Raw genomic sequence first — 11,691 nt, 5'->3', positions numbered from 1 at the left:
GTGGAGCAGCACCGGTCTCTTTTTGTAAACTTTTTTCTGTTCATATTGCGTTTATCTAACCATTCCTTGTCAATCTGTATGAAAAAAATCCTAACCGGAATCATTGCGCTGATGGGCACGCTGCCCTACGCCGATGCGCAAAACACGGCCACCCTGCAGGCGGGCAGTCCCAAGCAGGTTATTTCCAAACATATTTACGGCCATTTTGCCGAACACCTTGGCCGCCTGATTTATGGCGGGCTGTATGTGGGCGACACGTCGAAAATCGCCAACACCGCCGGTGTACGCAACGATGTAGTGGCTGCGCTGAAAAAGCTGCAAATCCCCAACTTGCGCTGGCCGGGTGGCTGCTTTGCCGATACCTACCATTGGAAAGACGGCATTGGCCCAAGGGCACAGCGGCCTAAAATTGTAAACGTATGGTGGGGTGGCGTTACCGAAGACAACTCATTTGGTACCCACGATTTCCTGAACCTGTGCGAACTGCTTGGCACCGAGCCTTACGTGTCTGGAAATGTGGGTAGCGGTCAGGTGCAGGAGCTGGCCGACTGGGTACAGTACACCAATTTTCCGGGCGAAAGCCCTATGTCGAAACTGCGCCGCGAAAACGGCCGCGACAAACCCTGGAATGTAAAGTACTGGGGTGTGGGTAACGAAGCCTGGGGTTGCGGCGGCAACATGCGCCCCGAGTACTACGCGGACATTTACCGCAAATATGCCACGTTCATGGCCGATTGGACCAACACCGGAAATATGTTCCGTATTGCCTCCGGCGCCAACTCCAACGACTACAACTGGACCGAAGTGCTGATGAAAAACGTGCCGAAATCACTGATCGAAGGCATTGCATTGCACCACTATTCCGTGATCGACTGGAACAAAAAAGGCCCTTCTACCGCATTCAATGAGCAGCAATATTTTACCACCATGCAGCGGGCGCTGGCGATGGATACACTTATTGCCAAGCATGCGGCCATCATGGATAAATACGATCCGGAAAAAAAGATTGCCCTTGTAGTAGACGAATGGGGCGGATGGTATGAAGTGGAGCCCGGCTCCAACCCCGGATTTTTATACCAGCAAAACACGATGCGTGATGCGATGCTGGCGGGTGCCACACTCAACATTTTCCACAACCACAGCGACCGGGTTCGCATGGCCAACATTGCGCAAGTGGTAAACGTGTTGCAGGCCGTGATCCTGACCCAGGGCGACAAAATGCTGTTGACACCTACCTACCATGTTATGGAAATGTACAAGGTGCACCAGGATGCAAAATGGCTGCCGCTGACCATCAAGACCAACGATTACAAAGTAGGCAACGAAACCCTACCGGCGCTGTCGGTATCGGCATCAAAAGACAGCCTGGGCAGAACCCATATTTCACTGACCAATATTCACGCAACACAGGCGCAGGATATTTCCATCGACCTGCAAGGTGCGCAGTTCAAAAATGTTAGTGGCCGCATCCTGGCTTCGGCTAAGCTGCAGGACTACAACTCGTTTGAACAACCCAATAAAATTCAGCCGGCAGCATTTAAAGGTGCTACCATCAAAGGCAACACCCTGAATGTAAAAATGCCGCCATTCAGCGTAGTTGTGTTGCAATTGAATTAATTATCCGCTGTGATACCCAGTAGCTGCACCGGAGTGATAAAGCCGGTGCAGCTTCTTTCTCTTCTGCCTCGCGATTGTGCAGCCATATAAATAACCATTCATGATTGCTTTGTGCCCAACACCAGGTGCAGGTTTGCAACAAATCCTGCATGGAATAATCAAGGCTTCCGCTATAAACAGCCCATTGCTGCAAGCGGCTTCAAAGCAATTTTCTACACTTCCATTTACTGCACTTTCTATAGGCCGCTTGTTACACAGCGCCGCTACCATTGCTTGTGCAAAAAACAACGCTTCGTTTTTCGCCAACTCATTCAGCTTTGCGTCATTGCTATTAGTAGTGCTTGATACGCTACGCAAAATACTGTTGCCAAATTTGGCGCAGCCCTGCCCGGGAATTTATCATCCCGCAGGAAAACCCCTGTTCTCACAAACGTTTGAAAGTATATGAAAAAACAATTCTTAAACTTATGTGTGGGTGCTGCACTGCTGGCACCTGCATTAGCAACGGCACAAAAAACGTTGCAGGTTGCGGTAAATGCACCTAAGGGCGAAATTCAGCCCACCATGTGGGGTGTGTTTTTTGAAGACATCAACATGGGCGCCGATGGCGGCATTTATGCCGAACTGGTCAAGAACCGCTCCTTTGAATTTTTCCGCCCCATGATGGGATGGAGTATTAAAGGAAAAGGCGTTAAGGAAGGCGACTTGCTGATCCAAAACCGCATTGAAGAAAAACCTTCCAACCCGCGCTACCTGCAGGCCACTGTTCGCAATGCCGCCAAGGGCGATGTTGGCCTCACCAACGAAGGCTTTAAAGGCATGGGCATCAAGTCGGGCCTGCGCTACGATTTTTCTGTAATGTACCGCCAGCAGGCACCCGGTGTAAAACTGCATGTGGAACTCACCGACTCCACCGGCAAAGCCATTGGCAGCACCGTAGTGAACCTGCCCAACGCCGGCGAAGAATGGCATAAAGCAACCGGCTCGCTAACGGCCACCGCTACCGAAGCAAAAGGCAGGATGAACCTGTGGTTGGAAGGTACCGGCCGCGTGGACCTGGATATGGTCTCGCTGTTTCCGACCGATACCTGGAAGGGGCGTCCCGGCGGCATGCGTGCCGACATGATCCAGTTGCTGGCCGACATGAAGCCCGGTTTTGTACGCTTCCCCGGTGGGTGTATTGTTGAAGGCTACGACCTGTCGCAGCGTTACCAATGGAAAAAAACCATTGGCCCGCTCGAAGATCGCCAGCTGGTCATCAACCGCTGGAACTTTGAATTTGCACACCGCCCGTCGCCCGATTATTTCCAAACATTTGGCCTCGGCTTTTTTGAATACTTCCAACTGTCAGAAGATATTGGCGCCGAGCCGCTGCCCATTTTAAACTGCGGCATGGCCTGCCAGTTCAACACTGCCGAAGTGGTGCCGCTGGATGAACTTGATCCCTACGTACAGGATGCACTGGACCTGATCGAGTTTGCTAACGGCGATGTACAAACGAAATGGGGCGCCGTTCGGGCACAGATGGGGCACCCTGCTCCATTTAACCTGAAATACCTGGGTATTGGCAACGAAAACTGGGGACCGCAATACCTGGATCGCCTGAAGATTTTTACCAAGGCCGTAAAGGACAAATATCCCAACATTCAACTGATCACGTCTTCGGGTACCGATCCCAACGGCGACCGCTTTGACCTGCTCAATACCGAGCTGCGCAAAATGAACGCCGACATCATCGACGAACATTATTACCGGCCGCCGGGCTGGTTTTTGCAAAATGCACGTCGCTACGATAATTACCCGCGCAACGGCTCCAAAGTATTTGCCGGTGAGTATGCTGCGCAAACCGATCGCATTGCCAGCCCCAACAACAAAAACAGCTGGAAGGCCGCCATTGCCGAAGCCGCATTTATGACCGGCCTCGAACGCAATGCCGATGTGGTAACCATGGCATCGTATGCACCGCTTTTTGCGCACAGCGAAGGCTGGCAGTGGACGCCCGATATGATTTGGGTGGATAACTTGCGGGCATACGGCACGCCTAATTATTATGTGCAAAAATTGTATTCGCTTAACAAAGGCAACAAGATCATCCCGGTAACACTCGGCAATGAAACAGTGGCGGGGCAGGACAGTTTGTTTGCATCGGCTGCGGTAGATACCAAAACAAATGAATTGATCTTAAAACTGGTCAATGCATCGGAGCAGGCGCAGGATGTAACCATGAACCTGCAGGGCGTGAAAAAGCTGGCAGCGCAAGGTAAACTCACCGTGATGCAAAGCAGCGACCTGGACCTGGTGAACACGCTGAACAACCCGCAGGCGTTGGCGCCAAAAGAAAGCACCATTGCCGTGAAAGGCAAGGCTGTAAAGCTGAATGCGCAGCCTTATTCATTTAACGTGGTGCGGATAAAAATGTAAGAGCAATAGCCCTGAATGAGTGAAGGGGCGAAGGGTTGCATACAGTGCATCCAATTGTAAAGTTGCACGGTACAAAACCTTGCCCATTCCATTTTTTGCCATATAAAAACATGTAACAAACATGAAACAATTCATTGCCACTATATTCATGCTGTGCGCTGTTGCAGCATTTGGCCAACGGCCGCCACAATTGCCCGTGGGCTCAATTTTGCCCATCGAAAAAGTTTCGGTACACGACCCCGTGATGGCGAAACAAGGCGACACCTATTATCTTTTTTGCACCGGTATGGGCATTTCGGTTTGGTCATCAAAAGACCTGCGCAACTGGCGCAAGGAAAGCCCCGTATTTGCACAAGCGCCGCAATGGGCAGTGGATACCATTCCCGGTTTTCGCGGCCATATCTGGGCGCCGGATATCAGCTACCACAACGGTCAGTACTACCTTTATTATTCGGTGTCGGCTTTTGGTAAAAACACCTCGGCCATCGGCGTAGCCACCAACCAAACACTCGATTCCGCATCGGCTGATTTCAAATGGGTAGACCATGGAAGGGTGATCCAGTCTTATCCCGGTAAAACCAACTGGAATGCGATCGATCCAAACATCATTACCGATAAGAGGGGCAACGCATACATGCACTTTGGTTCGTTTTGGGACGGATTGAAAGTAGTAAAACTAACCGCTGACCGGCTGCACACTGCCGAAGACGTGGCAACCATTCCAACCGTTGCCAGCCGCAAATCAAAATCGTCGGCCGACAACCCACCGGCAGTGGACAATAATCCAAAAGATGCCGGCGGCAATGCCATTGAAGCACCGTTTGTTTTCAAAAAAGGCGATTGGTTCTACTATTTTGCTTCCATTGATTATTGCTGCAAAGGCGAAAACAGTACGTACAAAATGATTGTGGGCCGCTCGAAAACTGCGGTAGGACCGTTTCTGGACAGGGAAGGAAAAGACCTGCGTTATGGCGGCGGCACAATGGTGCTGCAAGGCGATAAATCGTGGCATGGCGTAGGGCACAATTCGGCATATACCTTCGATGGCAAGGACTACCTTGTTTTTCATGGATACGATGCGGCGGACCGCGGTATTTCAAAACTGCGCATTGAGCCAATGACCTGGGATAAAGCGGGCTGGCCGGTTTTGAATGTTGCAAAAGAAACCGCAGCTATCCAATAGCAACAGCCGGTTGTATAAAAAGAAATGAGCAACAGCCGGTTGTATAAAAAGAAATGAGCAAAAGTACGGGCTGTTGCCAGCGAAGGCTTGAAAACGTAAAGGCTATTTTTGAACACATTCATTTACCTTGATCACTGATTCATCATTTTTCAATAACTCACCAATCACCCAACAGCAGGCATGAAAAAAATCAAGCTTTCATCACTGGCGGTTGCAACGCTTGCCCTCATTAGTTTTTCCTGTGGCAACGACGGCAGCGCCAACAGCACCCAAACAGATTCTGCAACAACAAACCAATCCCCAATGACAAATGATTTCGGCGAAGTGGACGGTAAGAAGATCACACAGTACACCCTTACCAACAAGGCCGGCGATGAAGTAAAAATCATCAACTATGGCGGCATTGTTACATCGTGGGTAACTGCCGATAAGGCCGGCAACCGCAGCAGCGTGGTTCTGGGTTTCGACAAGCTGGAAGGTTACCTGGCACCACCGCCTTATTTTGGTGCACTCATTGGCCGTTACGGCAACCGCATTGCCGGTGGCAAGTTTAAGCTGAATGATACCACGTATACACTGGCTACCAACAACGGCCGCAACCACCTGCATGGTGGCAACAAAGGTTTTGATAAAGTGGTTTGGGATGTTACTGCTGCACCGTCGGCAGGCAATCCTTCCATCACGCTCCACTACCTGAGCAAAGATGGCGAAGAAGGCTACCCCGGCAACCTCGATGTAACGGTTACGTATACCCTAACCGATGCCAATGAGTTGCGTATAGTGTATGATGCAACTACCGATAAGGCAACGCCGGTGAACCTTACCAACCACAGTTATTTCAACCTCACTGGTGATGTGGCCAATACTATTTTGAACCACAAGCTGCAGATTGCTGCCGACCGCTACACTCCGGTTGACCGCGGCCTGATCCCAACCGGCGAATTGAAAGCTGTTGCCGGTACACCGTTTGATTTCAATACAGCAACTGTTATTGGCGAACGCATTGCGCAAGTGCCCGGCGGCTACGACCACAACTATGTGCTCAATGGCGGCAAAACCACGGCGTTGCGTTCTGTGGCAACCGTTACCGATTCGGTAAGCGGACGTCAACTGGAAGTGCAAACAATGGAGCCAGGCCTGCAGTTTTATTCGGGCAATTTCCTTGATGGTACCTTGAAGTCGAACGCCGGCCAGCCCATTAACAAGCACACCGGTTTTTGCCTCGAAACACAACACTTCCCTGATTCACCAAACCAACCTTCTTTCCCCAGCACCATTTTGCAACCGGGCCAGAAGTACCATACCGAAACCGTGTATAAAGTTTCGGTTGTTCGATAATTTCTTGGGTGATGGGCGGGCAACTGCCCATCACTTTTTTATTCCTTTTCCAGCATGAAACATTTTTTCGTCGTTGCATTTTCTTTTTTAGCGGTTACTATTGTTGCGGCACAAAAGCCTTCGCTGAGTGTAGCAAGCCCTTCGGGTAAAATAAAAGTCACTGCGTTTGTTAACGGGCAGGGACAACCGAAATACGCTGTTTACCTGGGTAACGAGATGGTATTGCAGCCTTCGTCCCTGGGCCTGGTGCAGCCCGATGCCGATTTTTCGGAAGGCCTTTCTGTAGGGGGCACCACGCCGCTGCAGAAAGTTCAGGACCGCTACCAGTTGCTTACCGGTAAAAAAATGGAGGCTGACTATACCGCCAACAAGCAGGTATTGCGGTTGCGCAATAGGGCCGGGCAACAAATGAATATTGAGTTCCAGGTGTCGGATGATGGCGTTGCATTTCGCTACCATTTGCCCGCAAAAGGCGGCGCTATGCAAACGGTGCAAGCCGAAAAAACTTCTTTTCTTTTTCCTGCACAAACAAAGGCATGGCTGCAACCAATGTCGGTAGCCAAAACCGGCTGGGAAAGTACCAACCCCTCTTACGAGGAGCACTACCGGCAAGGTATAGCCGCAGGCACACCTGCGCCCAACAAAGCTGGCTGGGTGTACCCGGCCTTGTTTCAAACAGGCAACAACTGGGTACTTATTTCCGAAGCCGGGCTCGATACCGCTTATTGCGGCACCCGCCTTGATTCGGCATCCACCGGCGGTGAGTACCGCGTGGCTTTTCCCGATCCCCGCGAAGTGATCGGCGACGGTAATTTGCTCCCGCGCAGCAGCGGTGCACTGTATTCGCCGTGGCGTGTGCTGGTGGTGGGTTCGTTGGCGACCATCGTACATTCCACACTGGGCACCGATGTAGCGGCACCGGCGATAAAGATGCAGACAGCTTTTGTAAAACCTGGCAAAGCATCGTGGAGCTGGATCAATTCAAAAGATGATTTTATTGTTTACGATGAACAAAAAAAGTACATCGATTTTGCTGCCGAAATGGGCTGGCAATATTGCCTGATTGATGTGAATTGGGACCAAAAAATTGGCTACGATAAGATTGCGGAACTGGCTAAGTACGGCGCCCAAAAAGGAGTGGGGCTGATCTTGTGGTACAACTCGGCGGGGCCCTGGAACACGGTGAAATATACACCGAAGGATAAACTGCTGACCCACGAAAGCCGCATGCAGGAATTTAACCGCATCAAAGCGATGGGCATCAGCGGTGTGAAAATTGATTTTTTTGGTGGCGACGGGCAATCGAATATCAAGTACTACCACGAGATTTTAAAAGACGCCGCGGCGGTTGGCCTGATGGTGAATTTCCATGGAGCTACATTGCCGCGTGGCTGGCAGCGCACTTATCCCAACCTGGTAACGGTGGAAGCGGTGAAAGGTTTCGAGTTCATTACTTTTTCGCAGTACGATGCCGACCAGGAGGCTACGCATTCCACCATGCTGCCGTTTACCCGCAATGCATTTGACCCCATGGACTTTACACCCATGAACCTCAACCGCATTTACACCAACGTAAAGCGACGCACGACACCGGCCTTCGAGCTGGCCACTACGGTGATGTTCCTGTCGGGTGTGCAGCATTTTGCCGAGTCGCCGGAGGGAATGGCTAAAATGCCCACTTTTGTAAAAGATTACCTGCGGCAGCTGCCCGCCAACTGGGATGAAACACGCTACATAGATGGGTTTCCGGGAAAATTTGCCGTACTGGCCCGCCGTAAGGGTAATCGTTGGTACCTTGCAGGCCTCAGCAGCGAAACTGCAGACAGAGAATTGCGGTTGCCACTGGCCCAGTTTGGTAAGAAACGGGGTACGCTGATCAGTGATTCGGGCAACGATCAGTTTTTAGCCGAAACAGTGCTGCCAACGGTTGCTGCCGAGCACACCATCACGCTGAAGCCGTCGGGCGGATTTGTGCTGGTGCTGGAATAGTAAAGGCCAACGGATATGCATTGCTTGTTATTCAATATTGATGAAAATATCCGCCATTTACCCGCGGTATTCAATAAAATTCAGTCAGTAATCAATAATAAGTAGTCAAGAACTTAGGCCGAAAAAGTTCATTTTTACCGGTAATAAGCTAACGTTTTATATAACCACAGTCAAGTTTCAACATCATGAAATTTTTCATTGACACCGCCAACCTGGCGCAGATTAAAGAAGCCGCCGCCCTGGGCATCCTCGACGGCGTAACGACCAACCCTTCACTGATGGCCAAAGAAGGCATCCGTGGCGAAGAAGCAATTCACAACCATTATAAAACCATTTGCGAACTGGTTGATGGCGACATCTCTGCCGAAGTGCTGTCTACCGATTTCGACGGCATCATTGCCGAAGGCAAAGCACTGGCAGCCATTCACCCCAACATCGTGGTGAAAGTGCCGATGATTAAAGACGGCATCAAAGCCATTAAATGGTTTACCGACAACGGAATCAAAACCAACTGTACGCTGATCTTCTCCGCAGGTCAGGCCATCCTGGCTGCAAAGGCCGGTGCTACTTATGTATCGCCATTTATCGGCCGCATCGACGACAGCGGTTGGAACGGTGTACAACTGATTGAACAAATTGCGCAGATCTTTGGCGTGCAGGGTTTTAAAACACAGATCCTGGCTGCATCGATCCGCAACCCCAACCACATTATTGATTGCGCTGCTGCCGGTGCCGATGTGTGCACCTGCCCGCTGGAGCCCATCCTGGGCCTGCTGAAGCACCCACTTACTGACATCGGCCTGGCTAAGTTTGTAGAAGATGCCCAGAAGATGCAGCTGGAAACGGTTGCAAAGGCGTAGATCTTTTTCGTGAAACGTCAAACGTGAATCGCCAAAATTGTGTAGTGGTTTTGGCAAATAGGTTTACTATTCACGTTTGACGATTCACGATTCACGTTCCTCTATTGACCATTCACCATTCACGTTTACAATCACCAATTCCAACATGAGTCAAGAACGTTCCATTGAAGAAATAAAAGGTATTGCGGTGCAGGTGCGTCGCGATATTGTTCGCATGGTGCATGCCTGCCAGTCGGGCCACCCCGGCGGCTCGCTGGGTTGCGCCGATTTCCTGGTTGCCCTTTATTTTAAGGTAATGAAACACCACCCGCAGTTCAATATGGACGGTACGGGTGAAGATTTGTTTTTTCTTTCCAACGGTCATATTTCGCCCGTGTTTTACTCGGTGCTGGCCCGCTCTGGTTATTTCAACGTATCCGAACTCGCTACTTTCCGTAAAATAAATTCGCGCCTGCAGGGCCACCCCACCACACACGAGGGGCTACCCGGTGTGCGCATTGCTTCGGGCTCGCTGGGCCAGGGCATTTCGGTGGCTATCGGTGCCGCACAAGCGAAAAAACTCAACGGCGACGACCGCTTTGTTTTTGTACTTACCGGCGATGGCGAATTGGACGAAGGCCAGATCTGGGAAGCAGCCTTGTATGCACCTGGCAAAAAAGTAGACAACCTGATCTGGACCGTTGACTACAACGGGCAGCAGATTGATGGCTCTACCGATAAGGTAATGCCGCTGGGCGATCTGCGTGCAAAAGTGGAAGCTTTTGGCTGGCAGGCACTGGAAATGAACGGAAACAACATGGACGAAGTGGTAGAAACCCTTGAAAAAGCAAAAGGCATGTGCGGACAGGGCAAACCCGTTTGCATCCTCATGCACACCGGCATGGGCTATGGCGTAGACTTTATGATGGGCAGCCACAAATGGCACGGCGTTGCACCCAACGACGAGCAGCTGGCGCAGGCGCTGGAGCAACTGCATTCCACGCTGGAAGATTATGAAATAGCGAAATAGCCGATTGAATTATTGATGATTTATTATTGATTATTTGTTTGAGCCGCGCAGCTTTTCAATAATTAATAATGAAAAACAGTAATCAATAATTGCCCTAAAATCACATTGCACATTACCAAAGACTTTTTCAAAATGAAGAAATATACATTCACCGAAAAGAAAGATACCCGCAGCGGCTTTGGTGCCGGATTGCTGGAAGCCGGTCGCCGTAACCCCAATGTGGTGGCGCTTTGTGCCGACCTCGTAGGCTCGCTGAAAATGGATGCTTTTATTAAAGAGTTTCCTGAGCGGTTCTTTCAGGTAGGCATAGCCGAAGCCAACATGATGGGCATTGCAGCCGGTTTGACCATTGGCGGCAAAATTCCATTCACCGGCACATTTGCTAACTTCTCTACCGGCCGTGTGTACGACCAGATTCGCCAGAGCATTGCCTACAGCGACAAGAACGTAAAGATCTGCGCATCGCATGCTGGTCTTACCCTGGGCGAAGACGGTGCTACCCACCAGATACTGGAAGACCTGGGCATGATGAAAATGCTGCCCGGCATGACCGTAATTAACCCTTGCGATTTTAACCAGACCAAAGCCGCCACCATCGCCATTGCTGAACATCATGGCCCAGTGTACCTGCGTTTTGGCCGCCCGGTTGTTCCCATCTTTACCGCCGATGATCAGAAGTTTGAGATCGGTAAAGCATGGATGGTGAACGAAGGCGCTGATGTGAGCATTTTTGCAACCGGCCACCTGGTTTGGGAGGCCATCCTGGCTGGCGAGCAGCTTGCCGAAATGGGCATTGATGCCGAGATCATCAACATCCACACCATCAAGCCGCTGGATGTGGAAGCTGTTTTGAAATCGGTTGCCAAAACCCGTTGCGTGGTGTCGGCCGAAGAACACAACCGCCTGGGTGGCCTGGGCGATAGCATTGCACAAGTATTGGTGCAGCACGATCCGGTACCGCAGGAATACGTAGCTGTAAACGACAGCTTTGGCGAAAGCGGAACCCCTGCACAACTGATGACCAAATATGGCCTCGATGCTGCGCATATTGTACAAGCGGTGCAAAAAGTAATGCAACGCAAAAATGCAGTAGGCAAAGCTTCGCTGGCATCTTTGTAATGGTTTAGTTGGCCGTTACAATATTTACCTGAAACAATTTAAAACAGCCGCTGCCAAACTGGTCAGTGGCTGTTTTAATTAACCACGTATCCCTTACGCAGCACCGATTTGGTCCTAAAAATGACCGCATGGAGCATGCAGCGGTTGCCGTAACT

The 11,691-nt window shown here is 50.7% G+C and carries 9 protein-coding genes; all 9 read left to right on the top strand.

Translation table 11 applies throughout. The annotated features are described in order from the left end of the window. Positions 1-78: 78 nt before the first annotated feature. Complete coding sequence (locus tag EPD17_RS15595) at positions 79-1,617, top strand: alpha-N-arabinofuranosidase (RefSeq protein WP_132055532.1); 1,539 nt, start codon at positions 79-81, stop codon at positions 1,615-1,617. A gap of 100 nt (positions 1,618-1,717) precedes the next feature. Further along, a complete protein-coding gene (locus EPD17_RS15590) occupies positions 1,718-2,065 on the top strand; it encodes a hypothetical protein (protein ID WP_132055531.1) in 348 nt (115 codons plus the stop codon). Further along, entirely contained in the window at positions 2,062-4,038 is a 1,977-nt protein-coding gene (locus EPD17_RS15585) for an alpha-L-arabinofuranosidase C-terminal domain-containing protein (protein ID WP_132055530.1), read from the top strand. Before EPD17_RS15590 ends, EPD17_RS15585 begins: the two co-directional genes overlap by 4 nt. Before the next feature lie 121 nt (positions 4,039-4,159). Beyond that, positions 4,160-5,221 (top strand): arabinan endo-1,5-alpha-L-arabinosidase, encoded by a 1,062-nt coding sequence (locus tag EPD17_RS15580; RefSeq protein ID WP_132055529.1) that lies wholly within the window; start codon positions 4,160-4,162, stop codon positions 5,219-5,221. 180 nt (positions 5,222-5,401) lie between these two features. After that, a complete protein-coding gene (locus EPD17_RS15575) occupies positions 5,402-6,559 on the top strand; it encodes an aldose epimerase family protein (RefSeq protein ID WP_132055528.1) in 1,158 nt (385 codons plus the stop codon). Between the two features lie 54 nt (positions 6,560-6,613). Beyond that, the gene (locus EPD17_RS15570) at positions 6,614-8,548 is read left to right on the top strand and encodes a glycoside hydrolase family 97 protein (RefSeq protein WP_132055527.1); all 1,935 of its coding nucleotides are present in this window, start codon (positions 6,614-6,616) and stop codon (positions 8,546-8,548) included. Between the two features lie 185 nt (positions 8,549-8,733). Further along, the gene (fsa, locus tag EPD17_RS15565) at positions 8,734-9,408 is read left to right on the top strand and encodes a fructose-6-phosphate aldolase (RefSeq protein ID WP_114236248.1); all 675 of its coding nucleotides are present in this window, start codon (positions 8,734-8,736) and stop codon (positions 9,406-9,408) included. A 145-nt stretch (positions 9,409-9,553) separates the two neighbouring features. Further along, positions 9,554-10,417 (top strand): transketolase, encoded by an 864-nt coding sequence (locus EPD17_RS15560; protein ID WP_132055526.1) that lies wholly within the window; start codon positions 9,554-9,556, stop codon positions 10,415-10,417. A 132-nt stretch (positions 10,418-10,549) separates the two neighbouring features. Then, positions 10,550-11,536 carry a transketolase family protein gene (locus EPD17_RS15555; protein ID WP_132055525.1) on the top strand — a complete coding sequence of 329 codons (987 nt, stop codon included), beginning with the start codon at positions 10,550-10,552 and terminating at the stop codon, positions 11,534-11,536. Positions 11,537-11,691 lie beyond the last annotated feature (155 nt).

The sequence above is a fragment of the Pseudocnuella soli genome, assembly GCF_004347775.1.
GTDB classification, from domain to species: Bacteria; Bacteroidota; Bacteroidia; order Chitinophagales; family Chitinophagaceae; genus Flavisolibacter; species Flavisolibacter aquaticus.
Note: the sequence above shows the minus strand (reverse complement) of the source record. Positions and strands in the feature narration are given on the sequence as shown.

Bases quoted from the DNA above. Each gene is read 5' to 3' on its own strand.
- EPD17_RS15580 (WP_132055529.1), top strand. From the start codon at position 4,160: ATGAAACAATTCATTGCCACTATATTCATGCTGTGCGCTGTTGCAGCA.
- EPD17_RS15595 (WP_132055532.1), top strand. From the start codon at position 79: ATGAAAAAAATCCTAACCGGAATCATTGCGCTGATGGGCACGCTGCCC.
- EPD17_RS15570 (WP_132055527.1), top strand. From the start codon at position 6,614: ATGAAACATTTTTTCGTCGTTGCATTTTCTTTTTTAGCGGTTACTATT.
- EPD17_RS15555 (WP_132055525.1), top strand. From the start codon at position 10,550: ATGAAGAAATATACATTCACCGAAAAGAAAGATACCCGCAGCGGCTTT.
- EPD17_RS15560 (WP_132055526.1), top strand. From the start codon at position 9,554: ATGAGTCAAGAACGTTCCATTGAAGAAATAAAAGGTATTGCGGTGCAG.
- EPD17_RS15585 (WP_132055530.1), top strand. From the start codon at position 2,062: ATGAAAAAACAATTCTTAAACTTATGTGTGGGTGCTGCACTGCTGGCA.
- EPD17_RS15590 (WP_132055531.1), top strand. From the start codon at position 1,718: ATGATTGCTTTGTGCCCAACACCAGGTGCAGGTTTGCAACAAATCCTG.
- fsa (WP_114236248.1), top strand. From the start codon at position 8,734: ATGAAATTTTTCATTGACACCGCCAACCTGGCGCAGATTAAAGAAGCC.
- EPD17_RS15575 (WP_132055528.1), top strand. From the start codon at position 5,402: ATGAAAAAAATCAAGCTTTCATCACTGGCGGTTGCAACGCTTGCCCTC.